Source organism: Agrobacterium tumefaciens, assembly GCF_005221385.1.
GTDB classification, from domain to species: Bacteria; Pseudomonadota; Alphaproteobacteria; order Rhizobiales; family Rhizobiaceae; genus Agrobacterium; species Agrobacterium tomkonis.
Map to the genome: position 1 here is coordinate 2287490 of NZ_CP039903.1, position 24251 is coordinate 2311740.

At 58.8% G+C, this 24251-nt stretch carries 24 protein-coding genes; 12 read left to right on the forward strand and 12 right to left on the reverse strand.

Features of this window, described 5'->3' with window-relative positions:
- Positions 1-118: 118 nt before the first annotated feature.
- From CFBP6623_RS11580 to CFBP6623_RS11600, 5 genes are all read right to left on the reverse strand, one after another.
- A complete protein-coding gene (locus tag CFBP6623_RS11580) occupies positions 119-733 on the reverse strand; it encodes an alpha/beta hydrolase (protein WP_046801604.1) in 615 nt (204 codons plus the stop codon).
- Positions 734-1013: 280 nt separating this feature from the next.
- On the reverse strand, positions 1014-1958 hold the full coding sequence (locus CFBP6623_RS11585; RefSeq protein WP_046801508.1) for a VOC family protein: 945 nt from the start codon (positions 1956-1958) through the stop codon (positions 1014-1016).
- 168 nt (positions 1959-2126) lie between these two features.
- On the reverse strand, positions 2127-3203 hold the full coding sequence (locus CFBP6623_RS11590) for a siderophore-interacting protein (protein WP_046801509.1): 1077 nt from the start codon (positions 3201-3203) through the stop codon (positions 2127-2129).
- Between the two features lie 70 nt (positions 3204-3273).
- Positions 3274-3987, reverse strand: coding sequence for a uracil-DNA glycosylase (gene ung, locus CFBP6623_RS11595; RefSeq protein ID WP_046801510.1), 714 nt, complete (start codon positions 3985-3987; stop codon positions 3274-3276).
- 14 nt (positions 3988-4001) lie between these two features.
- The gene (locus CFBP6623_RS11600; protein WP_046801511.1) at positions 4002-4397 is read right to left on the reverse strand and encodes a VOC family protein; all 396 of its coding nucleotides are present in this window, start codon (positions 4395-4397) and stop codon (positions 4002-4004) included.
- 252 nt (positions 4398-4649) lie between these two features.
- On the opposite strand from CFBP6623_RS11600, the gene CFBP6623_RS11605 reads away from it, so the two are divergent.
- The gene (locus CFBP6623_RS11605) at positions 4650-5006 is read left to right on the forward strand and encodes a YbaN family protein (protein ID WP_046801512.1); all 357 of its coding nucleotides are present in this window, start codon (positions 4650-4652) and stop codon (positions 5004-5006) included.
- 67 nt (positions 5007-5073) lie between these two features.
- Here CFBP6623_RS11605 and CFBP6623_RS11610 read toward each other — a convergent pair whose 3' ends face one another.
- The 3 genes from CFBP6623_RS11610 to CFBP6623_RS11620 are packed head-to-tail and all read right to left on the reverse strand — an operon-like array spanning position 5074 to position 7831.
- Positions 5074-5856 carry a heme ABC transporter ATP-binding protein gene (locus tag CFBP6623_RS11610; RefSeq protein ID WP_046801513.1) on the reverse strand — a complete coding sequence of 261 codons (783 nt, stop codon included), beginning with the start codon at positions 5854-5856 and terminating at the stop codon, positions 5074-5076.
- A complete protein-coding gene (locus CFBP6623_RS11615; RefSeq protein ID WP_046801514.1) occupies positions 5853-6941 on the reverse strand; it encodes a FecCD family ABC transporter permease in 1089 nt (362 codons plus the stop codon). The genes CFBP6623_RS11610 and CFBP6623_RS11615 overlap by 4 nt, the downstream gene beginning before the upstream one ends.
- Positions 6938-7831, reverse strand: a complete 894-nt coding sequence (locus tag CFBP6623_RS11620) for a heme/hemin ABC transporter substrate-binding protein (RefSeq protein ID WP_046801605.1) — start codon at positions 7829-7831, stop codon at positions 6938-6940. The genes CFBP6623_RS11615 and CFBP6623_RS11620 overlap by 4 nt, the downstream gene beginning before the upstream one ends.
- Before the next feature lie 196 nt (positions 7832-8027).
- Here CFBP6623_RS11620 and CFBP6623_RS11625 point away from each other — a divergent pair, with 196 nt between their 5' ends.
- The 4 genes from CFBP6623_RS11625 (at position 8028) to purU (ending at position 11111) form a co-directional block, all read left to right on the forward strand.
- The gene (locus tag CFBP6623_RS11625; RefSeq protein ID WP_046801515.1) at positions 8028-8375 is read left to right on the forward strand and encodes an antibiotic biosynthesis monooxygenase family protein; all 348 of its coding nucleotides are present in this window, start codon (positions 8028-8030) and stop codon (positions 8373-8375) included.
- Positions 8376-8385: 10 nt separating this feature from the next.
- Complete coding sequence (hutX, locus tag CFBP6623_RS11630; protein WP_046801606.1) at positions 8386-8910, forward strand: heme utilization cystosolic carrier protein HutX; 525 nt, start codon at positions 8386-8388, stop codon at positions 8908-8910.
- Between the two features lie 332 nt (positions 8911-9242).
- Entirely contained in the window at positions 9243-10019 is a 777-nt protein-coding gene (locus CFBP6623_RS11635) for a YbaY family lipoprotein (protein ID WP_046801516.1), read from the forward strand.
- A gap of 207 nt (positions 10020-10226) precedes the next feature.
- A complete protein-coding gene (gene purU, locus CFBP6623_RS11645) occupies positions 10227-11111 on the forward strand; it encodes a formyltetrahydrofolate deformylase (protein ID WP_046801517.1) in 885 nt (294 codons plus the stop codon).
- A 56-nt stretch (positions 11112-11167) separates the two neighbouring features.
- Here purU and CFBP6623_RS11650 read toward each other — a convergent pair whose 3' ends face one another.
- Positions 11168-12169, reverse strand: a complete 1002-nt coding sequence (locus CFBP6623_RS11650) for an acyltransferase family protein (RefSeq protein ID WP_080841864.1) — start codon at positions 12167-12169, stop codon at positions 11168-11170.
- A complete protein-coding gene (locus CFBP6623_RS11655; RefSeq protein ID WP_137002530.1) occupies positions 12154-13035 on the reverse strand; it encodes a GNAT family N-acetyltransferase in 882 nt (293 codons plus the stop codon). Before CFBP6623_RS11655 ends, CFBP6623_RS11650 begins: the two co-directional genes overlap by 16 nt.
- 57 nt (positions 13036-13092) lie before the next feature.
- On the opposite strand from CFBP6623_RS11655, the gene CFBP6623_RS11660 reads away from it, so the two are divergent.
- Positions 13093-15774: an Ig-like domain-containing protein gene (locus CFBP6623_RS11660; RefSeq protein ID WP_080841862.1), complete on the forward strand. Its 2682-nt coding sequence runs from the start codon at positions 13093-13095 to the stop codon at positions 15772-15774.
- A gap of 22 nt (positions 15775-15796) precedes the next feature.
- On the opposite strand, the gene CFBP6623_RS11665 is transcribed toward CFBP6623_RS11660, so the two are convergent.
- On the reverse strand, positions 15797-17191 hold the full coding sequence (locus CFBP6623_RS11665) for a sensor histidine kinase (protein ID WP_046801522.1): 1395 nt from the start codon (positions 17189-17191) through the stop codon (positions 15797-15799).
- Positions 17188-17868 carry a response regulator gene (locus tag CFBP6623_RS11670; RefSeq protein ID WP_046801523.1) on the reverse strand — a complete coding sequence of 227 codons (681 nt, stop codon included), beginning with the start codon at positions 17866-17868 and terminating at the stop codon, positions 17188-17190. The genes CFBP6623_RS11665 and CFBP6623_RS11670 overlap by 4 nt, the downstream gene beginning before the upstream one ends.
- Positions 17869-17948: 80 nt before the next feature.
- On the opposite strand from CFBP6623_RS11670, the gene CFBP6623_RS11675 reads away from it, so the two are divergent.
- The 6 genes from CFBP6623_RS11675 to CFBP6623_RS11705 all read left to right on the forward strand — a co-directional run bounded on the left by CFBP6623_RS11675 (position 17949) and on the right by CFBP6623_RS11705 (position 24247).
- A complete protein-coding gene (locus tag CFBP6623_RS11675; RefSeq protein WP_046801607.1) occupies positions 17949-19016 on the forward strand; it encodes an ABC transporter substrate-binding protein in 1068 nt (355 codons plus the stop codon).
- A 430-nt stretch (positions 19017-19446) separates the two neighbouring features.
- Positions 19447-20391 (forward strand): Bug family tripartite tricarboxylate transporter substrate binding protein, encoded by a 945-nt coding sequence (locus CFBP6623_RS11685; protein ID WP_046801524.1) that lies wholly within the window; start codon positions 19447-19449, stop codon positions 20389-20391.
- Entirely contained in the window at positions 20388-20882 is a 495-nt protein-coding gene (locus CFBP6623_RS11690) for a tripartite tricarboxylate transporter TctB family protein (protein WP_046801525.1), read from the forward strand. The genes CFBP6623_RS11685 and CFBP6623_RS11690 overlap by 4 nt, the downstream gene beginning before the upstream one ends.
- A 106-nt stretch (positions 20883-20988) precedes the next feature.
- Positions 20989-22506, forward strand: a complete 1518-nt coding sequence (locus CFBP6623_RS11695; protein WP_046801526.1) for a tripartite tricarboxylate transporter permease — start codon at positions 20989-20991, stop codon at positions 22504-22506.
- A 128-nt stretch (positions 22507-22634) separates the two neighbouring features.
- Positions 22635-22895: a hypothetical protein gene (locus CFBP6623_RS11700; protein ID WP_046801527.1), complete on the forward strand. Its 261-nt coding sequence runs from the start codon at positions 22635-22637 to the stop codon at positions 22893-22895.
- Between the two features lie 416 nt (positions 22896-23311).
- Positions 23312-24247, forward strand: coding sequence for a siderophore ABC transporter substrate-binding protein (locus CFBP6623_RS11705; RefSeq protein WP_046801608.1), 936 nt, complete (start codon positions 23312-23314; stop codon positions 24245-24247).
- The last annotated feature ends 4 nt before the right edge of the window (positions 24248-24251 follow it).

Consider the following 24251-nt stretch of genomic DNA (forward strand, 5'->3'; position numbering starts at 1 on the left):
CCCCAGACTAGATCCGGGGTCCAGTGCGATCAAGTCCTTGATCGCGAAAGACTCTTTCCACGGCGCAGACGCGCCGTGGCTGGATGCCGGCTCAAGGCCGGCATGACGGAAGACAGCATCACTCCCCGTAAACCGAGAGAAATTCCCGCACGGCATCGATCTCGTTCGAGCGAATTTCATGCCCGCCCGGATGCCATACCGTCTCCACGGTTCCACCCTGCGCCTGAAGGCTCTGTTCCAGCGCCGTCGTCAGCGGCACCGGGCAGATCGGATCGCGCTCTCCCGCCGTGATCAACACCCGGCGCGTGGGTTTTGCCGGGGAAATTTTCGGCTCGAACGGGATCAGCGGATGCATCAGCACTGCGGCATCAAAAAGCTCGGGCTGTTCGATCAGCACATTGGCGAGAATATTCGCGCCGTTGGAAAAGCCGAGACCGATGATTGGGCCGGACTGGTAGTGTTCGCGGTTTGCCTTGACGAAATCCGCCAGCTTGTCGGTTGCCCGGGCAAGGTCGGCCATGTCGTAAACGCCCTCGCCCGTGCGCCGGAAGAAGCGCGCTGCACCATGTTCGGAAACATCGCCGGCGGGTGAGAGAATGGTGGCCTGCGGCAAAAGACGGGAGCCAAAGTCGAAGAACTGGTTCTCATCGCCACCCGTGCCATGCAGCACGACGAAAAGCGGAGCACCGGCGGCACCGGCGCGGGATTTGTGGAAATAGGTGTCCTTGTTCATCGGATAATCCTTTCTGGAAGGAGAAGGTTCAACAGCTTCCGCACAGCTTCGGCGGCCAAACGGAGCATTCTCATGTGGAACGAGCGGCTTGCGGCTTGCCGCCTGCTTCTTCTCCCCGCCGGGGAGAAGGTCGCGGCAGCGGGATGAGGGGGCAAGGGTCGTGAGATACGGCAACGTTGCCCCCTCATCCGACCCTTCGGGCCACCTTCTCCCCGAACGGGGAGAAGAAAGACGAGGCAACGTCCTGCCAAAACGCAATGGAGGGCTAAGTAAGAGCGGATTAAACCGCCTTCTCGTCCCCAAGCGGTTCCAGCTGCTTTTCCAGCGCGGAGCGCAGATGCGCATGCTGGCTTGGCAGCTTCAGCGCCTCGCCGAGATGGGCGGTATCCTCGTCGCGGTCGAAACCGGGTTCGTTGGTGGCCACCTCAAACAGCACGCCGCCGGGTGTGCGGAAATAGATCGCCCAGAAATAATCGCGGTCGATGACGGGAGTGACCTGATAGCCCGTATCCATCAGCGCCTGGCGTACTTCCAGCTGCTTGGCGCGGTTTTCGACCGCAAAGGCGATGTGGTGCACGGACCCCGCACCCAGCCGCGCGCCGGAGATATTCGGCATGGTTTCGATGTCGATGAAGTCGGCACCATTGCCGCCGGGAATACCGAGGCGCAGCACGCCATCCTGACGATCCACTTCCTGATAGCCCATGAATTTCAACAGCTCGGCAGTTGCCCCTTCATCGCGAAGACGCAAGCTGGCGCCCTGAAAACCATGGATCGCCTGATCTTCGCCGACACCATTGCCGGTCCACTGCGCGCGATTGTCATCCCTCACCTCGACCAGCGCGAAACCGTCTCCGTCAGGTCCGGCAAAATGCAGGCGTTTGTTGCCGAAGGCCTCATCGGCCTTCAGGCCGTCAACACCGGCCTTTGAAAGCCGCTCCTGCCAGTAGCCGAGCGATCCCTCCGGAACGGAAAACAGCGTCGTGCCCACTTCACCGGTGCCGGGACGGCCCTGGGCGATATGCGGGAACGGGAAATAGGTCATGACGGAGCCGGGCGTGCCGACCTCATCGCCATAATAGAGGTGATAGACGTCAGGCGCGTCGAAATTGACGGTCTTTTTTACCCGGCGCAGGCCGAGCGTATCGGTGAAAAAGCCGTTATTCTGGCGCGCACTGGCCGCCATTGACGTGACGTGGTGCAGGCCCTTGATCTGGTTGAGCATGATAAACCCCTTTTCGCCTGGCAGGCCTCGCAATCGGGCCCGCCCTGTTCATGGCGTAAAGATGGGGTAAGAGGCGCAGAAGGCATAGACCGGACAACGGGAACGGATTGTTCCCGATTGGTGAACGATAAAACTCACTGTTCAGCCGAATCCGCCATGCCGCAGACCTCAATGGTCGTCGGCAGCGCCCATGGCCCAGTAACCGACAGCCCGCAGCGACGCCTTGGGGAAGGCTATTTCATCGGTCAGGAAGGATTTCGCCGCCCTCGCCTCGGATTTTTCGCAGGCAACAAAGACATGCAGGCCTTCGTGGTCCGCACTCCAGGCGTGGTCGCGCAGCGCCTTTTCGATGAGGCCGGAGGTGCCGGCAGGCTTGCCGCGACGATAAAGCCATGTCCACTCGACGTCGGCCGCGCAGACAATCTCCTGCCGCTCAGCCTCGTCGTCAATTTCAGCGTAGACGCTGAGTTTCTTGCCGACAGGCATTTCGGCTGCCATGCGCAGCATCACCGGCAGCGCGGTTTCGTCACCGGCAAAGACGTAACGCTCCGCCTCCGGGCAGGTGCCGCTCGGGCCGATGATGCCGAGAACATCACCCGGCTTTGCCGTCGCGCCGAAGGTCGCGCCCGGCATATCGTCACCCTCATGCATGACGAAGTCGATATCCACTTCGCCGCGACCGACATCGCCGGAACGGATGGTATAAACGCGTCGCATCAAAAGATCGTCGCCGGCCGGCCAGACGATGGCGCCGGTGGGTGCCAGGTAGGGCCAGACCGGCGCACGGGCCTGATCCGGCACCAGGAGCAGGCGGACATGCATGCCGCCGGTGACCAGTCTTTCGATGCCGCTTTCGACCGACACCACCAGCCGGCGCATATGCGGCGTGAGGTTATAGGCGCGGGCAACCTTGCCGATGAAGAGATTGGGCAATTCCCGCTGGTAGGCCCCATGGCCGCTCCAGCGGAAATCCAGCCCCGTCTCGCCGGAAAACTCGACAATATGCTCGGCCACCATGGCCTTAACCGACATCAGGATATGTTCGGAAATGCAGTTCACCCGCGCGGCGAAACGGCCGCCTTCGGCGCTGAAGCTGCCATGGCCATATTCTGTCTTGAAGCGCACCGTCGGCCCCTCACGCTCCATCTCCATATGCTCGGAAAAATGATCCTCGAAAGCATCGACGATCGACAGCGGATCGGGCAGCGAGACGGAGGTTTCTGCAGACAGGAGAGACACGGGCATAATCCTTCACTTTATAGTCCGGTTATCTTTAATCCCGGCAGCCGCAAAGCGCAAAGGTATTTATGAGTATCTAAAGAAGGTTTTTGTCGCTTCCCGCCGTTTCCGGCAATTGCCAGTCAATCGGCTGACGGCCGTGGGAAACGAGAAAGGCGTTGGCCTTGGAAAAATGGCCATTGCCGAAAAAGCCGTTATGGGCCGAAAGCGGCGAAGGATGCGGCGAGCGCAGCACCAGATGCTTGCGCTGATCCACAAAGGCCGCCTTTTTCTGGGCGTAGGAGCCCCAGAGCAGGAACACCACGTGATCGCATTCGTCATTGACGGCGCGGATGACGGCATCGGTGAACTTCTCCCAGCCCTGCCCCTGATGTGAGGCAGCGCGGGATTCCTCCACCGTCAGCACGCTGTTGAGCAAAAGCACGCCCTGTTTCGCCCAGCTCTCAAGAAAACCGTGACCGACCGGGCGGATGCCGAGATCGGCCTGCAATTCCTTGTAGATATTGACGAGCGAAGGCGGAATGCGCACGCCGGGCTGGACTGAAAAACACAGACCGTGCGCCTGGCCAAGCCCATGATAGGGGTCCTGCCCCAGAATGACGACCTTGACTTCATCCAGCGGTGTCAGATCCAGCGCCCGGAAATATTCGGCACCCTTGGGAAAGATGCGCTTGCCGGCGGTTTTTTCGGCAAGCAGGAAGTCTTTCAGCTTCAGCATGTAGGGGCTGGCGAATTCGGTGGAAAGAACGCGTTTCCAGCTATCCTCGAGTTTGACGCCTGCCTCTGCCATGATGTGCCTCTACCCTATTTGAACCGGTTGCCGCGCTGCAATACTTCGATCTTGTAACCATCCGGGTCGCAGATGAAAAAGTATTTCGCGAAAGGCTGGCCCTTATAATCGGCTTCGATGATCTTGCCGGGCGAAAGCCCGATCTCGGTGAAGCGCTGGTGTTCGGCATCCACATCGGCAACGCTGACGGCCAGGTGACCATAGCCGTCACCCAGCGCATAGGGCACTTCGCGACCCCGGTTGACGGTCAGCTCCAGCTCGAAATCGCCCTCGGCATTGCTGAGATAGATCAGCGTAAAATTCTCGAACTCGGCGCGTTCCGCAACCTCAAGCCCGAAAGCCTGCGTGTAAAATTCCACCGAACGCTTTTCGTCCAGCACCCGGACCATCGAGTGGATCAGCTTGGCCATGGTGTTTCCTTCTTCTTAACCCTTGGTGGTCCGGTTATGCTCCGGACATCGCGGCCCAAGGGGATAAAGACTGAGCGTCGCGCTTTCAACCCTAAAGGCGACCTGCGACAGGAGGTAACGGTCCGATCACGCCAAATGTGATGGCCAAAACCGCCGGTTTTCCCGGTGTGGCGAGGGCCTGCGGCAACAAGGCTCGCGGTTTTCTCGCAGCCGCTCTATCATGAGTAGATAAGTCATGATACCGGCATAGCCATGCGCCTTCTATACCTCTGTCTTGGCTGGCTTATGGTCGCGACCGGCATTGTCGGCGCGTTTCTTCCCGTTTTGCCCACCACGCCGTTTCTTCTTCTGGCGCTCTGGTGCTTCTCCCGCTCTTCGCCCAGGCTCGAGGCATGGCTTCTCAGCCACCCCAGATTCGGCCCTTCGCTTCGGCGTTGGCGCGAACGTGGCGCAATCGCCCGCAAGGCCAAGATCGCAGCCTTGTCGGCCATGACGGTGAGTTACGCTGCCTTCTGGTTCCTCAGCGACCCGCCGCTCATGCGCGCCGCAATTGTTGCCGCCGTCATGCTCGGTTCGGCGCTGTTCATCGCCACCCGCCCGGAAAGCTGAATTTCAGACTTTCGAGCTTTGCCGCATTTGCGGACGGAAACCGGCTTCCACTTTTCCTGGAAAGGCCCTAGCGGTGCCGCGACTGCGGCAGCACATAAGGAATATGCCGCGCCGGCAACCGGCCGACAACGCCGCCAATGCCGTAAACCCGCGCAATCGTCTCGTCACTGATGGTTTCCAGCGATGGCCCGCTCGCCGTCACCCGGCCACCATGCATGACGATAAGTTGATCGGCAAATTCCGCCGCAAGGTTGAGATCATGCAGGATGGCGAGCACGAGACCGCCACCAGCCGCAAAATCGCGCGCGGTTTCCAGGACCGCGATCTGGTGGCCGATATCGAGACTGGCCGTCGGTTCATCGAGAAACAGTGCCCGCACCTCACCATTTTCGACCGGAAAGGGCACCTGCGCCAGCGCCCGGGCAAATTGCACGCGCTGCTGCTCGCCGCCCGACAGCATGTTGTAGGAGCGCTGCTCGAACCCCCGCAAGCCGGCCTTGGCAAGCGCCCGGCGGGCCTGTTCTTCCGGCGCGCGCGATCCCTGCGCCACCGCGCCCATGCGGACGATTTCAAGCGCGGTAAAGGGAAAGGCAAGCTGGGTATTCTGCGGCAGCACGGCCCGCAGGCGGGCAAGCTGGACCGGCTTGAACAGCGGCAGGGCGATATCGTTATAGGTCACCGAACCATGTTCCGGATGCAGCTCGCCACACAGAACCTTCATCAGCGTGGATTTACCCGCACCGTTCGGGCCGATGATGACATTGACCTTGCCCGGCTGCAGATCGACGCTGACATCGTCCAGCAGGCGGCGACCGGAGCGGATGAGGGTGATGTTTTCGGCCCGGATCATGATGCGTTCCGCATGGAAAAGCCGCCGCGGCCCAGCAGCAGGAACAGGAAGACCGGCGCGCCGATCAGCGCCGTGACGACGCCGATGGGCAGTTCCGCCGGAGCCGCCACCGTGCGGGCGAAACTGTCGGCCAAAAGCAGCAATGCGGCGCCGCCTAGTGCCGATGCCGGCAGCAGGAAACGGTGCGACGGACCGATGGCGAGGCGCAGAAGATGCGGCACGACGATGCCGACGAAACCGATGGAACCGGCCGCCGCCACGCTCGCCCCGCAGGCAGCGGCAACGGCCAGGATGACGATCCGCTTCAGCCGCTGCACCGGAATGCCCATGTGGAAGGCGGCGGCATCACCCAGAATCAGCGCATCCAGCCCGCGGGCGACGAAGGGGATGATGGCAAGCACGATGATGATGAAAGGCAAGGTGGCGAGCACCTTGGCGGGTGTTGCCCCGCCGAGTGAGCCGAGCGACCAGAAGGTAATGTCACGCAGCGCCCGGTCGTCGGCGACGAAGATCATCAGTCCGGTCAGCGCACCGCTGATTGCCGCAACCGCAATACCGGCCAGAATGAGCGTGGTGGTGGAGGTGGCGCCATCCTTTGTCGCGATCAGATAAAGCACCCAGGTGTTCAGGAGCCCGCCGAAAAACGCCATCAGCGGCAGGAAATGCGGGCCGAAAAACACCGCAACCGTGGCAAGCGCGCCTTCCCCGAGAGAAATCGCGGCAACCGCAAACAGCGCTGCCCCCGAGGTGACACCGACAATGCCGGGGTCCGCCAGCGGATTGCGGAACAGCCCCTGCATCATCGCGCCGGAGACACCAAGCCCCGCGCCGATCAACATGCCGAGTGCCGTGCGTGGCAGGCGCACCGCCTCGAGAATGATTTTATCACGGGCGTCGAGCTCGGCCGCGCCGCCGGTGAGATAAGCCCAGAGTTCGGAGATGCCGACGCCCGTCGGTCCGCTGACCAGCGACACACCACAGGCAAACAGCAGGATGCCGACAAGCACGGCAAGCGTGACGACCCCCTGCCGGGATCTGTCGCCGGCAAACCTGCCCTCAGCGGAACTCAAGGCAGCAAGGCTCACGGCTTCACCGCCTCCGGGTAAAGCTTCGCTGCCAGCTCACGGCCGGCGGCCGGCGTGCGCGGGCCAAAACCGATGAGATAAAGCCCGTCCATGCTGATCAGCGCCTTTGAAGCGGCGGCCGGCGTGGACTGGAAGGCGGGCAGCGCAAAGATCTCGGCCGCCTTGCCGGCATGGTCGCCGCGCGCCATCGTCAGCACGACATCGGGTGCGGCGGCAATGACCGCCTCATCCGTCAGCGGCTTGTAACCACTGATTTCCTGAGCGGCATTGATACCGCCGGCCATTTCGATGATCGCCGCGGCTTCCGTATCCTTGCCCGCCGCCATGACGCGGCCGCCAGCGCTGGAGAGCACGAAAAGAACGCGCTTCCTGTTCTTTTCAGGGACAGTCGAAACATCCTTGGCAAGTGCATCCAGTCCGGCCCTGGTGTCCGCCGCCAGCGCCTTCGCCTTGTCGGAAAGCCCCACGGCCGCGCCGATATCCTCGATCTTCTTCGGTATCGCATCGCCGCTTGGCGGCGTGTCGACCGTGACGAAAGGCACCGCACTGGCCTTGAGAATAGCAACGACATCCGCCGGGCCGGAGCCGTCTTCGGAGAGGATGAGATCCGGTTTCTGCGACAGAATACCTTCCGACGACAGCGCCCGCATATAACCGATGTCAGGCTTGGAAAGCGCGTCCGCCGGATAGCTGCTGGTGCTGTCGCGCGCCACGATGCGATCCTGCGCACCCAGCGCATAGAGGATTTCCGTCACCGTTCCGCCAACCGCGACAATACGTTTCGCCTCCGGATTACCCTTGTCCGAAGCCATGGCAGCCGGCGCGGCAAAGGCGATTGCGGCGGGCACGAGTGCGGCGAGAACAAGCGGGCGAAGGCGAAAATTCAACATGGCGTTATCCTGAAACACGACCAAACACGAGCGGGCGCGGCTTTGCCCGCACCATTTAACTTGAGTTCTTTGCACATGTTTATGAGCCGCGCAATCAATAAGTGGAGTAAATTTGTTCGCTTTGTCGTGAGCCTCTTCCCAACGTCGCCGCGGCTGGATATCCTGACTGAAACTGGAAACTTAAAGGGAGAATTTCATGTTTATCGCAATGAACCGTTTTCGCGTCGTGCCGGGTTACGAGGAAACCTTCGAATCCATCTGGCGCGAGCGCAAATCGCACCTCAGCGAATTGCAGGGTTATATTGAATTTCACATGCTGAAAGGCCCGAAGGCGGACGACCATACGCTTTATGCCTCGCACACCGTGTGGGCCACCAAGGAAGACTTCCTGAACTGGACGAAATCCGAACAGTTCCGCGCCGCCCACGCCAAAGCCGGTGATAACCGCGGCAAGGTGGAATATCTCTCCGGCCCGCATTTTGAAGGCTTCGACGTCATCATCCATGAAGACAAGAATGGCGAACGCCGTTCGATTGCCGCCTGAGGCACAGCAGATGAGCATTGCAGCCCAAAGGACCGATGACGACAGACAGGCCCGCGCCGCCGCCGCCCTTGCCGAAAAGCCTGACGGTATCGTGGAAGCCATCGCCGCCAAGGCCGAAGTAACACCGGCCGAAATTCTGGCGATCCTGCCCGAAGGATCCGCCGTGTCCGCTGCCGCCGACCGCTTCGACGCGATCTGGAACGAGATGCGCAGCTGGGGCGAAGTCCTGATGATCGTGCAGACCGGCGATATCGTGCTGGAAGTGCCCGGCCACCTGCCGGAAGGCACGGAAAGCCACGGCTGGTTCAACATCCACGGCGATAGCCCGATCGGCGGTCACATCAAGAAGGACAATTGCGCCGGCATAACCTTCGTTGACCGCGGTTTTCACGGCCGCCGCTCCTGTTCCGTCTGGTTCATGAATGCCGCCGGCGGCGCCATGTTCAAGATTTTCGTCCGCCGCGACGAAAACAAGGAATTGCGGGCCGAGCAACTGGCGAAATTCGAAGCGCTGCGGGACGGTTTCCGCGGCTGAGGTGAGCCGGAGGCTGCAGCCCGAGGAATTGCTTTCCGTGGCTGCGGCAACCTCTCCTAGCCCTCATTGCTGTGCTTGTCACAGGAATCTAGTCAGCCCAAGTCCTTGGGCTGAAAAGACTCCTCTGCCGCGTGGACACGCGGGGGCTGGATTCCTGTGACAAGCACAGGAATGAGGGTGGAGATGCCTCGGCTCTCGCAATCGCACACGCCATCACCCACCCCGAACCTCTCCTCGAGCATTCAGGGGAACATCCATCGGTTCATCGCCCGTTCAGTGCCGTTTTCTATCATCCGTTGAAATTCGAACGGAAACCGCACGGAGCACGCCCCATGAATGATCGCCAGCCTCTTCTTTCGCGCCGCAGTTTTGCCGGGCTTGTTGCGCTCGCCCCGCTTTTTGCGGCAGGCGGCGCAGCTGCCGCACCGGCAAGCCTACGCGGCACCGTCTCCTATCGTGAGCGCATCGCTTTGCCGCCTAGCGCGACTGTGACGGTGCGCCTGATCGATGTTTCGCTGGCGGATGCGCCGTCGCAGACCATTGCCGAAACCACCATCCGTCCGCGTGGACAGGTGCCGGTACCCTTCGTGCTGCGTTATGACGATCGCGACATCAGGGGCCGCCGCTCCTATGCGCTGAGCGCCGAAATCCGCGACCGCGACCGGCTGCTCTTCACCACCACGCGGCGTTATTCGGTACTGGCCGGCGGTCGCGATGATACCGACCTCGTGCTGGAGCGTGTGGGCGCGGGTCCGGGCAGGCCGGAACCGGAAGCCGGCATTGACGGGCGCTGGCTGGTGCAGGATATCAGAGGCGAGCGGGTTCGTGGCCGCCGCCAGGCGACGCTGGAAATTTCCCGCGAGGGCCGCGTGTCGGCCAATGCCGGCTGCAACGGCATTGGCGGTGAAGTGAAAATCAGTCGCAACCGCGTCGATTTCGGCCGGATGATTTCCACCCAGATGGCCTGCGCCCCCGATATCATGCGCCAGGAACGGCAGTTCATCGATGCGCTGGAGGGCGCACGCTCCTTCCGGCTGGAGCCGCGCCGCGGCACGCTGGAACTGATCGACGGCCGCGGCCGCACGGCCATGCGCCTGCGCCGCGCCTGAAGTTGGGAACGACCCTGTCACAATAGCTCCCGCCGCCGTGCTGGCCGTGGAACATTCCATGTCGCTTCCGGCACGGCGCGGGTGCCTTTCCCGTTTTATGACTTTGGCTGCGTTCGTCTTGGCGCTTTGCTCTGCCGCCAAGCTGCGCTATGGAACGCGCCAAACCGCGCCGGTTCATGCCGGCGCGACGTCTTTGAGGGAAAACGCATGACATCCTATGTTCTGACAGTGGCCTGCAAATCGACCCGCGGCATCGTCGCCGCGATTTCCGGTTATCTGGCGGAAAAAGGTTGCAACATCGTCGACAGTTCGCAGTTCGATGATCTGGAAACCGGCAAGTTCTTCATGCGCGTCTCCTTCATTTCAGAGGAAGGCGCGTCCCTGCAGGCCATCACCGAGGGCTTTCAGCCGGTCGCGGAGAAATTCGGCATGCAGGCGGACATCTATCCGGATGGCCAGCGCATGAAGACGCTGTTGATGGTGTCGCGTTTCGGCCATTGCCTCAACGACCTGCTCTATCGCTGGAAGATCGGCGCGCTGCCGATCGACATTGTCGGCGTCGTTTCCAACCATTTCGACTACCAGAAAGTCGTCGTCAATCACGACATCCCCTTCCACCACATCAAGGTGACGAAGGAAAACAAGCCGAAGGCCGAAGGCCAGCTGATGGATCTCATCGAGACCAGCGGCACGGAGCTTGTGGTGCTGGCCCGTTACATGCAGGTGCTGTCCAACGATATGTGCCGCAAGATGTCAGGCAGGATCATCAACATCCACCACTCCTTCCTCCCCTCCTTCAAGGGCGCCAACCCTTACAAGCAGGCCTATGAGCGCGGCGTGAAGCTGATCGGTGCGACAGCCCATTATGTCACCGCCGATCTCGACGAAGGCCCGATCATCGAACAGGACACCGTGCGCATCACCCACGCCCAGAGCGCCGAAGACTATGTCTCGCTCGGCCGCGACGTGGAAAGCCAGGTTCTGGCCCGCGCCATCCACGCCCATATCCACCACCGCACCTTCATCAACGGCAACCGCACCGTGGTCTTTCCGCCAAGCCCGGGAAGTTATGCCTCGGAGCGGATGGGTTAAGCCTCGAAGGCAAACCGGGGAGCGTGTGGACAGGCGTGAACCGCAAGCGTGTTTACTTACCGGACCAGGCTAGCAGCCCTGCTTTCCAAAATATGCCAGGAACAATATGCAAGCGGAACACAAATAAGCAGTGACGCAGTAAAATGAAATAATACGCCTATCTGCGGATACATTAAGACAATGAGCTGCTGTATCGGGTAGGCAAAAACATATAGCCCATACGAATAGTCGCCGAATCTGTCATTCGTTAAAACAGGAATTGGTGGCGCGTAAGCGATCGCTAACGTCGCCAAAGCAAGCACAATGCTTATTGCCGGAAGCCATGCCGGCGTGCCTATGAGCAGAATAACGAACAAACCCGATAGAATAGCACCCAGCGCTGCAGTGCGGCATTTTTTAATTAGTCCATAAAAAATCGCAGCACCGAAAAAAGACGTGAGAAATACCTGCGCGTTAAAAAGTTTCGATGAAACTTCCAACCATATAAAATTACTTAGAAAAACCATCAGCAACAAGGCCATGAAAATCAAACGTTTCATCGGATCCGCTCTTATCGTACCAAAGATAATTGCTGCGAAGAAATAGGCCAGAATTTCATATTTCAACGTCCAGAGCGGGACATTGACCTGCTCAGCATCCGGAAGCGTCTCGTAGACGCCCGGAAGTCCCTGGGAGGTTGCAAGCAATGATGATGCGCCGAAGAGGTATTTTACAAATCGAGGGTCCGCAAAATAGGCGTCGACCGATAATGTTGATACCGCAGGTCCCAACGCAAACGCGACAGCAGCAACGCAAACGATAAGCGCCGGGAAGATTCTTAACATGCGGCGCGCCCAGAATCGTAACATATCAGGATTACGTTCGAGACTTAGGGGAATAACTATCCCGCTTATGGCAAAAAATACAATGACCGCGTAGTCACCAATTGAATATCCGGTAGATTTTTGAAAAGGTTCATCAAGATAATTACCGGAAACAACGGAAAAAGAATGCGCAAAAACGACCGACAGGGCGCAGATCAATCGCAGAGGTTTCAGATTATTCAAATTTTCCCGCATTTCTCTGCAATCCACATCAGGGATCTGCCAACCATTGTCCGGGGAATAATTATCTCCAGAACCTCTTCAGACGTATTTGCCAAGCTTTTTTTGAAATCTGTTTCGGGAGGCAGTAAATCGTATTTATTGAAGCCCAATTGCTGAGAGGCTTCCAGAATGAGAGTGCTCAAAATTCGTCCAGGGCTAAACCGCGCATAATTCCTGTCAAAACTTGCAATTATGGACATAAGTCGCTGATTTTCATGGATGCAAAACTCGTAGGCTATCGCCTTTTTCCCCACCGCCAGAGAAAATATCCGGTATTTTGACGAGTCATTTCCAGAAAATGAACTATAAATACTCTTTTGAAAAAACGGGTCTCTAAATCCAAATGCTATTTGGCGTCTGGAGTTCAACCATTGAAATTTCCAATCCAGCATTTGGCCACAAGCCTTCAGTCTTTCTTTCGGCTCCTTAACTTCTTCGAATTGTATTATTCCTTCATTTTGCAAGTTCCTGAACTTACGCTTCAGACCCTTACGCGATGCCATTCCCAATGCTGAAGACGACCAGAATTTTGAAATCGTTACACTACTTGCACGGTGTATTTTTATTACGCCACCTAAAGGCAAGACCAGACTCTCTATTTTCGGCAGAGCCTCAATGGGTATAAAACGTAGTCGAACAACATCGGAGCGTCTGCTAAGAGCATTTGATAAAATCATTTCAATTTGATGACTTACATCGGATTTTTCAATAATTTCGAGAGGGTATGGATATATTGGATCTGAATTAAATATAGTTACTCTAATTATAAAATAACGATCTCTGAATATACTTTTCCAATCGACATACTCTATTGAATTTTTGCTATAAGTATTATTCACTACAATTAATCCTGATTTTTTAATTTAATATTACAATAAATTAATGAGATATCAGTCATGTCTATCAAGAATATGCTTCTAGGCACGCATTCCCTCTTAAATGCTTACAATACAAAGGGCGCGCCAGCGCACAATGGTATTACCGCTTCTGATATTCACAAGTTGAGCAACAGCGCTGGCTCGGAAATTGTTCGCATCCCGCTCGACCTTTCAATTGTAGGCCCCAACGGTCTACCCTCTTGGGCAGTCAAGAATATCGCCGCGGAGCTGCAACAACTGCAGCAATTTGGCATCAAGGTTATTTTCCAGCCTGGTCAAACACCTCGGGATCTCAGCCAGACTGGCGCCGTGGACGGCTCTCCCCGAATAGATGCTATTGACGAACTCGCGGCGAGGTTCGCAGTATTCGTAAAAACAATACATGAAAGTCTTTCGCAATACTCAGACGTGATCGCCGGCTGGGAAGTCGGCAACGAACCAAACCTGAGCTATCGTTATACGGGCACCTATTATAGCGGCAAAGGCGATCCCAATCACGACCGATTTTATGCCGTCAGCGTTGAAAACGCGGAGTATTATGCCCGCTACCTTCACGCCGTGAACGAAACCGTGAAGGGTGTCGAGAACTCCCTCGGACAGAACATCAAGGTAATCGGGGCCGGCATTGCCCACAACGACTACGCTTACATGGACACCATGTTCGCAACCCTGAAGCACCTTGGCGCAGATATCGAGGGTTTCACGATCCATCCTTACACGATCTATGATTACAACGCCACGAGTCCGCAATCCGGGCGCCCAACCGATTGGGTGCCGAACCCTGTCGATACACCGTCAGCCTGGAACTATTACCATAGCTTTCAGGGTGCGCTTCACAGCATCCAGTTCCTGAAGGACTATCACGGCTTCGAGGGCGCCGAACTCTGGATTACTGAATTCGGGGTTCCATCCTACACGGGCTATCGCGGAGCGGGCCTGGCCGGCGAGATCGACCAGGCCAATTTCATTGCCGAAGCCATTGGCGTTCTCGACAGCTGGGACAATACCGATCTCAAGGGTATCATGGCTCATATGGTGCTCGACAACTATTACAGGGAGACCAATGACGGTTACAATGCCTATGATGGCAACCGCGAAAATGATGGCAGCACTTCGATTGGAGAAGGTTCTTTCGGACTATTTGGTCGCTACGCGGATCGCACTATTTACGCCAAACCGGTTGTCGGGTTCTTGCGGGCCGTCACCGCTGGTGTTGACTATTCCGACCCGAGCCTTCGTATCCTGAACGTTGTCAGTTCAGATATTACCGATCTGTCCCGGTCGGGTTCGAACGGTGTAGGCTATTTGAATGGCTACATCGCGATGACAAATGACGGCAATGACACCGTCAACGGCTCCCGGTTCGACGATAGCCTCTTCTCTGGAAATGGTGCTGATACCGTCAACGGCAACGCGGGCGCCGACCGGATTTATGGCGGCCAGGGCAACGATTTAATTTCCGGCAATGATGGCGACGACGATCTTTATGGAAATACCGGGGACGACACCTTGAACGGCGGCGCAGGCAGCAACCGTATCGATGGTGGCACTGGCTGGGATACCCTCGTTTTGGACGGATCAAGCGGAAGCTACGGTTGGTCTGGCAATGGCCGGCATGTGACAGTCAGCGCCAATAACAGATCTCAGTTCACGACTGCCATCAATATTGAAGCGATTTATTTTACAGACGATTACGTTACTGTACTACTACCCGACGCTGATACGTCCCGTGGGAATGGCAGTGTGTCGAACACATCGCACGCCGCGACGCCTCCTGCACCGGAAAACGATCTCGTTCAGGTTGCTGCGGGCGGTTCGATCACATTTGACGTTCTTGGCAACGACAGCGATCCAGATAGCGATCGCCTTACAATTACCCGGATTGGTAACGTGGATATGCAGCCGGGTTGGCAAACCTGGGTAGCGGAAGCGAGCGGGTTGATCATCTACAATGCCAACGGCACGCTCACCTATCGACCATCCGGATCGGCAAGCGGCACGCAAATCTTCACCTATACGGTGTCCGATGGTGCTGAAACAGCTACGGCCACTGTTACGGCAATCATAATCCCGACCGCTCCTTCCCCTGTCGATAACTATGCTGCCATCACGCCCGGTAGCTCAGTCACCATCGACGTACTAGCAAATGATCGTGATCCGAATGGCGACGCGCTTACAATCACTCAAATCAACGGCGTCGACATGCAACCTGGCTGGCAAACCTGGGTGGCCGACGCCGATGGTCTGGTGATCTACAATGCAGACGGCACGCTCACATATCAGCCATCCGGATCAGCAAGCGGCATCAAATCCTTCTCTTACACGGTCTCCGACGGGAACGAGACGGCGACGGCAATCGTATCCATAGATCTCTCAAGAGCCGTAAAAAGGGCAATAATGGGACACTCATTCTCGTCCGGCCAGGGAGACGATGTCTTTTTCGGAACAGACGGGCATGACACGTTCTTTTTCACCAATGCTCAAACCGGGCGCGACATCATCCACGGTTTCGAAACCGGTACCGGCTCAAACGATATCCTCGTTTTCGATACGGCGCTATTCGCTGACCTCAATAGCTTGGTCGCGGCGGCATCAGATAACGGTCTGGACACAACTGTCAGCATTGATGGAGACACCAGTATTATTGTGAAAGGTCGTGTTCTGTCCGATTTTCATTATAGCGATGTGATGTTCTTTTGAGGCAGCCATTTGCCTGGGTCGGTCACTCTTCCCGAAGGTCCGGGCCAAACACCACCCGCGCCCTCAGCCCACGCCCCTCCGCGCCGTCTTCCAGCATCAGCCGCCCGCCGAACAGCCCGGCGATCTCCTCGATGATGGCGAGGCCAAGGCCGGCGCCGGGGGCGGCGTTGGCTTCGCCGCGGGCGAAGCGCTGGCGCACCATGGCGCGTTTTTCAGGCGGAATGCCGGGGCCGTTGTCTTCCACTTCCAGCCAGACGGCGCCCGCTTGCTCGCCGACGCGGACGGTGACTTCCGCACCGCGCCCGGCATAATTGATGGCATTGGAAACGAGGTTGCCGATCAGCTCACCGATCAAAAGCGGCTCGGCGAGAATGGTCGCCTCACCCTCGCCTTCGAAACCGAGATCGATGCCGGCATCTGCCGCGCGCGGCACGAAATCGGCAGTCACGTTCTGTGCAACGGCCACGAGGTCTATCGCAGAAAAATCATGCTTTTCGCTGGAGCCGGCAGCATCGATGTTCGCCATGCGCAGCAGCTGGGCAAGGATATGTTCGGCATGCGCCACGGACGCCCCGCCTTTCAGCGCCGCCGCCTGTGCTTCCTCAAGGCTCGCGGCGCGAGCGGAAAGCGCAAGCTGGGTGCTGATGATGGCAAGCGGCGTGCGCAGCTGATGGCTGGCATTGCCGGTGAAATGCCGGAGAGCATCGAGCGCCGATTGCAGCCGCACCATGAAGGAATTGACGGTTTCCACCAGATTTTCCACCTCGACCGGCACGGACTGGCGGATGGGGTGCAGGTCGTTCGGGCTGCGCTCGGCAATGGCTTCGCTGAGCCGGTAAAGCGGCCTGAGAGAAATCGTCACCGCGATCCAGACGATGATCGCCGCCCCCACGATCATCAAGAGCAGCCGCAGTGCCGAACGCAGGATGATGGCCTGCGCCAGCTGGCTGCGGGCAATGGTGGTTTCGGCAACCGTCACGGAAAACGGCACGGAATTGATGCCGGTGGAGGCAAAACGGCGGATCGCGGCGATGCGGATCGGCTCGTCGCGAAACACCGCATCACGATAGGCGGGGGTATCGCCCTTCGGGTTCTCCACCGTCGGCAGGTTCTGGTAGCCGGTGAGGAATTGCCCGTTCGGCCCATCGACACGGTAGAATACCCGGTCCTGCGCCGCAGATGTCAGCATTTCCAGCGCCACATAGGGGATGTCGACTTCCAGCGAACCATCCTCGGCCACCACCACCCGCTCGGCAATGGCAAGTGCGGAACCGGAAAGCACCCGGTCGGAGACGACATTGGCGGTATTGACCGCCTCACGCCAGGTATCGGTCAGCGCAACGCAGCCGATGATGGCAGTGGAAATGAGAAGCCAGCCTAAAAGTCGCCGCCTGAGCGAATAGGCGGCCTGTCTCATTCAGCCATCTCCGGCAGCTTTTCGAGATAATAACCGATGCCGCGTGCGGTCTTCACCGTCAGCCCGTGGGGAGCAAGCCGCTTGCGCAGGCGGCTGACATATTGCTCGATGGCATTGGCGGAAATATCGTCGTCGAAGCCTGTCAGCGATTGCACGATCGCTTCCTTGGCGACGACCTTGCCCGCCCGCATGAACAACACTTCGAGCAACGCCACTTCGCGCGCCGGAATATCGAGCGGACGCCCATCCGCCGAAAAGGTGCGCGATGTCAGATCGAACAGAACCTTGCCGAAACTGAGCGCGGAAGAGCGCAGCCCGGCATTGCGGCGCAAGAGCACCCGCACCCGCGCCTCGAATTCGGTGATATCGAAGGGCTTGATCATGTAGTCGTCGGCGCCGAGATCCAGCCCCTTGACCTTTTCCTCCGGTGTACCGCGCGCCGTCAGGATCAGCACCGCCGCCTTGTCCTGGCGCGAACGCATGGAGCGCAGCACCTCGATACCATCCATTTCCGGCAGGTTGAGATCGAGAATGACCAGATCGAAATTTTCCGCCGCAATCGCCGCATCGGCGGAAGCGCCGTCGGAAACCACGTCCACCGCGTAACCGCTGCCCCGCAGCAGCGCCGAGAGACCTTCCGACAGCACCTGATTGTCCTCGACCAGCAAAATACGCAAATCTTCCCTCCCGCGATGTCCTAATTTAACCAAGCCCTTGCCGCTTGTGAATGGCAAGCGCCTGCGGCATGATCTTTTCCATGCGTATCTGCCTTCTTCTTTGCCTCTGTCTTTGCATGGCCTCGCCCGGGCTTGCCCAGGTTGCCGTTTTTCCGGCCCCATCTGGCAAGGCGGACGCGCAAACGCTGGTGGTCTATTCCTCTCTGGATGAACCTTTGGCAACGCCGATGATCGAGGGTTTCCAGAAGGCCAATCCCGATGTCGCCGTCCATTACGAGGACATGCTGACCGGCGAAATCTACGACCGCATCGTCAAGGAAACCGACGCCGGCAAAAAAACCGCCGATTTTGCCTTCTCCTCCGCCATGGATCTGCAGGTAAAGCTGAGCAATGACGGTTACGCCCAGCGCTCGGATCTCGCCATGAGCGCGCGCTGGCCCGCCTGGGCGAATTGGCGCAACACCGCCTATGCGCTGACCTTCGAGCCGGCGGTCTTCGTCTATCACAAGCCGAGCTTCACCACCGAAAAACCGCCCGCCACCCGCGCAGAATTCGTCAATTACCTCGAACACCATGCCAAGGAGGTATATGGCCGCATCGCCACCTACGATATTGAGCGCTCCGGTGTCGGCTTCCTGTTCATGTCGCGGGACCAGGAACAGTTCGGCGATATATGGAGCGTCATCAAGGCCATGGGGGCCGCCGGCGTAAAGGTCTATTCCACCTCCTCGGCCATTCTGGAACGCGTTTCCGACGGCCGTTTCGTGCTGGGCTACAATATTCTCGGCTCTTATGCGGCTGACTGGGCCTCGCGCCACCCCGATGTCGGCATCGTTTTGCCCAAGGATTATACAGTCGTCATGTCGCGCATCGGGCTGGTGCCGGAAGCCGCCGCCAATCCCGAACTCGGCCGCCGTTATCTCGAATTCTTCATGTCCAAGGAAGGACAAACGATCATGGCCCGGCAGTTGCAGATCCCCGCAGTCAGCCCGGAAGTGGCGGGCGAAAACACCGCCAACACCATGCAGGCCATCCACGGCGCACAATTGCGTCCCGTGCCCGTCAGCCCCGGCCTGATGGTCTATCTGGATCAGGTGAAACGCAGCCGCCTGATTGAGCGCTGGAACGAGGCGTTGCGCTCACAGTAGGTTCCCCACCCCTCCCTCATTCCTGTGCTCGTCACAGGAATCCAGCCAGCCCAAGTCTTTGGGCTGAAGGGACTCTTCTCGCCGCACAGACGTGCGTCGACTGGATTCCTGTGACAGGCACAGGAATGAGGGTGAAGTGAACATCGACGGCGCAAAACAAAGTCGTCCCACACGCCACAGTAGACGTCCGATACAAATTAATAGAGAGTAAATGCGCAAGGACTTGCGTAGCGTCAGTTAGATGACAGCTTTTTGTGATGCTCTGCAATCCTTCTTCATTCCGTGGAGGCGGAAGAAGATGCGGGAGGAAATCTGAACGATCGCCAAGGCCCTGCGCTTGAGTTTTCAGCGCTGGACAGATGCGCTCTGAAGCCCCCCGCATAAAACGAAAAACGACGCCCAAAAGGGCATCCTGAGGAGGGTTTTCTACGTGAAACATTTTCTTATCGGCACATTTCTGGCGGGCGTGATCGCTCTTCCGGCGGTTGCAGCGGATTACACCATCATCGCCCCGGCCAACCCCGGCGGCGGCTGGGACCAGACCGCGCGTTCCCTGCAGACCGTGCTGCAGGAAGAAGGCATTTCCAAGAGCGTTCAGGTGCAGAACGTACCGGGCGCCGGCGGCACCATCGGTCTTGCGCAGTTCGCCAGCCAGCAGAAGGGCAACCCGAACGCCCTCATCGTCGGCGGTTACGTGATGGTCGGCGCGATCCTCACCAACAAGTCGCCCGTCACCCTCAATGAAGTGACGCCGATCGCCCGCCTGACCGGCGAATATGAAGCCATCGTCGTTCCGGCATCCTCGCCGCTGAAGACCATCGGCGACCTCGTAGACCAGCTGAAGAAGGATCCGGGCAGCGTTTCCTGGGGCGGCGGCTCTGCCGGCGGCACCGACCATATCGCCGTTGGCCTGATCGCCAAGGCGGCCGGTGTCGATCCGACCAAGATCAACTACATCGCTTACTCCGGCGGCGGCGAAGCGCTTGCCTCGATCCTCGGCTCGCAGGTAACCGCCGGCATTTCGAGCTACGGCGAATTCGAAAGCCAGGTCAAGGCCGGCACGCTGCGCCTGCTCGCTGTTTCCAGCGAAGAGAAGCTGGAAGGCGTTGACGCACCGACGCTGAAGGAAAGCGGCCTTGATGTCGTGGTTCAGAACTGGCGCATGGTCGCCGCTGCTCCCGGCCTGACGCCGGAACAGGAAAAGGCCGTTAGTGCAGACGTCGAGAAGCTGGCGAAATCCGCCAAGTGGCAGGAAACCCTGAAGACCAAGAGCTGGATGGACACCTACCTTTCCGGCGACGAGTTCAAGGCACAGCTTGCCAAGGACACTGCCGCCACCGAAACGATCCTCAAAGACATCGGACTGGTAAAATGAGCCAGGGTTCCAACCCTTCACAACATCAAAAGCGCCGCCCTGATTGGGCGGCGCTGGCGATCGCCGTCTTCCTCGTTCTCATCGCCTCAGTGATCTTCTGGGACAGCGCCCGCCTCGCCAGCGTCACCGGTTATTCGCCGGTCGGCCCGGCAACCGTGCCTTACGCCATCGGCTTCTGTCTTGTCGGCCTGGCGCTCTGGACGGCCATTGAAGCCTGGCGCGGTGATTTTCCCGAACGCGACAAACAGGAAATCGCCCCGGTCATCTGGGTCGTCGCCGGCCTTGCCGCGCAGATGCTGCTGCTGAATGTGGCGGGTTTCTCCATTGCCACGGGTCTGCTGTTTGCCTTTACGGCGCGCGCCTTCGGCAAACGCAAGCTCTGGTATTCGATCCCCATCGGCATCGTTTTGAGCTTTGCCATCTGGTTCATCTTCGCGCGCCTGCTGCAGCTTTCGCTGCCCGCCGGACCTCTGGAACGGCTGTTCTTCTAACAGCCATTCCGACCAAAATTCGGGATAACAGGAACCGCCGGCGCGCGATGACGCGAATGCCAGCCGTTCCGCCCGCCCTTCTGCTCGACTTGGGGGACATCTGTCCATGAGTACGTTTGAATTCCTGCTGCACGGTCTTGAGGTTGCTGCCCAACCCATGAACCTGCTCTATGCGCTGATCGGCGTCACGCTCGGCACCGCCGTCGGCGTTCTGCCCGGCATCGGGCCAGCGCTGACCGTGGCGCTGCTTCTGCCCGTCACCTACCGGCTCGATCCCGCCGGTTCGCTCATCATGTTCGCCGGCATCTATTATGGCGGCATGTATGGCGGCTCGACCACCTCTATCCTGCTCAACACGCCGGGCGAAAGCGCCTCGATCGTGACCGCGCTCGAAGGCAACAAGATGGCCCGCAAGGGCAGAGGCGGCCCGGCGCTGGCCACCGCCGCCATCGGCTCCTTCGTCGCCGGCCTCATCGCCACCATCGCGCTTGCCTTCGTTGCACCCTTTATCGTCAAGCTGGCGCTGGTGTTCGGCCCGCGCGAATATTTCGCGCTGATGGTGCTCGCCTTCGTCACCGTTTCCTCCGCTTTCGGAGATTCGGCGCTGCGCGGCCTCACCTCGCTGTTCATCGGCTTTGCACTTGCCATTGTCGGCATCGACCAGCTGACCGGCCAGACCCGCATGAGCTTCGGCATTCCCGACCTGCTCGACGGTGTGGAAGTGACGACGCTTGCGGTGGCCATGTTCGCCATCGGCGAAACACTGTTCATCGTCGCACAGGGCAATAGCGGCGACGAAAAGGTCGAGGCCGTCAAGGGTTCGGTCTGGATGAGTGCACAGGACTGGGCGCGCTCGTGGAAACCCTGGCTGCGCGGCACGTTGATCGGCTTCCCCATCGGCGCAATGCCTGCCGGTGGCGCTGAAATCGGCACCTTCCTTTCCTACGCCACCGAAAAGAAGCTGACCAAATATCCGGAAGAATTCGGCAACGGCGCCATTGAAGGTGTTGCCGGACCAGAGGCCGCCAACAACGCCTCGGCAGCCGGTACGCTCGTGCCGCTGCTGACGCTCGGCCTGCCGACGACGGCAACCGCCGCCATCATGCTCGCCGGTTTCCAACAGTTCGGCCTGCAGCCCGGCCCGCTGCTGTTCGCTACCAATCCGCAGCTCGTTTGGGGCCTGATCGCCAGCCTGTTCATCGCCAATCTGATGCTTCTGGTGCTCAACCTGCCGCTCGTCGGTCTCTGGGTGAAGCTGCTGACCATTCCGAAGCCCTGGCTTTACGCGGGTATCCTGCTGTTCGCCACGCTCGGCACCATCGGCGCCAACCCGTCGGTGTTCGAACTCGGCATGCTGCTCGCCTTCGGTATCCTCGGCTACATCATGCGCATCTTCGGTTATCCGATTGCGCCTGCGGTCGTCGGCCTGATCCTTGGCCCGCTTGCCGAACAGCAGCTTCGCCGCGCACTGGCCATCGGCCAGGGCGATCCGACAGTGCTGCTCACCTCGCCCATCGCCGTCGGCCTGTTCGCTGTCGCGGCAGCCGCCTTCATCATCCCGCTGATCATGCGCATCCGCGGCCGTGGTGAGGTGCTGTCGCAGCTTGCCGCTAACGAGGACTGATAACAAAGAGCCTCCCAAGGCAACTGGCCCCGTATCCTCGGATGCGGGGCCTTTTTTATTCACGCCAACGGGATGTGTGGCGCGAACGCGGCCATGATATAACTCCTGTCCAAACGCAGGAGAAAAACATGCGCAAGATCGCGATGATGATGGTTCTGGCCCTTGCCGGCTGCGCCACCGCCGCTCCCGATGTGGAACCCATTCCCGGCAGCATCACCTATGGCGGGCAGCCTCGCACCAAACTCACCAAATCCCCCGTCGGCAGCACGCTCAGCAACGAATTCGTCATGGATGACGGGCGGTTTGCAATGGAAACCTACCGCGTGCAGCCCGACCGGTCGCTGAAGCTGGAAAGACGCGAAATCATCGGCGACTGGCCGCCGAATTGAGACGTGCGGACACGGACCGGGTTAGCGACGCGAGCGAAAACGGTGCTTCCGTCATCCTCGGGCTTGTCCCGAGGATCTGCTAACGCTTTGATTTTATTCGACGTGGTTAGATCCTCGGCACAGGGCCGAGGATGACGTCGAGTGAATGTTCACCCTTCACCACCGACTTCAAAGAGACTGCAGCCTGTCCGGAAATTTAAACCGGACAGCAGTAGGTTTGTCCCGAGGATGAAGTCCGGAGAGATTGCAAGCCATGCTCTCCCGCCCACACATTTCCCGCTCACCGCAATTCAGAACAATTCTAAAACATATTTTTGATTTCCGCCGACCTTGCCAATAAAGCTGATAGCGAACATCAAGTTAAGCTGACGGAAAGCTTTCCGCCGGTCCAGAACCATATTGCAAGGGACATATTCGTGGCCATCAACTTCACCTTCCCCGTTCGGCTGCTGGCGGCAGCGGCCTTCAGCCTTGGCGCAATGACCGCAGGTGCTGAGGAAATGACGATAAAGCACGCGCAGGGCGAAACCGTGCTGAAAGCGGCACCGAAGAAGGTTCTGGTTCTGGATATTCCCTCGCTCGACAATCTCGATGCGCTGGGCGTCGAGCCAACAGGCGTCGTTGGCTCCAACCTGCCAGCCTACCTGCAGAAATACGCCGACGGCAAATATCTGAAGGTCGGCACGCTGTTTGAGCCCGATTACGAGGCAATCAATGCGGCTGAAGCCGATCTCGTCATCGTCGGCGGCCGTTCGCGGGCGAAATATCCTGACGTTTCGAAGATCACGCCCGCCATCGACATGTCGATCGATTCCAAGGAATTCATCAACAGCGTCAAAGGCAACATCACCAAGCTCGGCGATATCTTCGGCAAGCAGGAAGAAGCAAAGAAGCTAGACGCCGCTCTCGACGAAAAAGTCGCCAGGCTGAAAGAGATCGCCCCGAATTCCGGCACGGCGATGATCCTCCTGACCAATGCCGGCAAGGTCGGCGTTTATGGCCCGAGCTCGCGCACCGGCTGGCTGCACACCGAAATCGGCTTCAAGCCGGTCGCCGCCGACATCGATGACCGCTTCGACCGCGGCGACGTCGTATCCTTCGAATATCTGGCCGAAGTCAATCCCGAGTGGCTGTTCGTGATCGACCGTGACGCCGGTGTCGGCCGTGCCACCGACCCGGGCAAGGCCGCCGCACAGGTGCTGGATAACGAACTGATCCACCAGACCAACGCCTGGAAGAAAAAGCAGATCGTCTATCTCGATCCGCAGGCGGCCTATATCGTCAGCAGCGGTTACACGGCACTCAACACCCTGCTCGATCAGGTCTACAAGGCCGTCTCAGAGAAGAAATAACCCC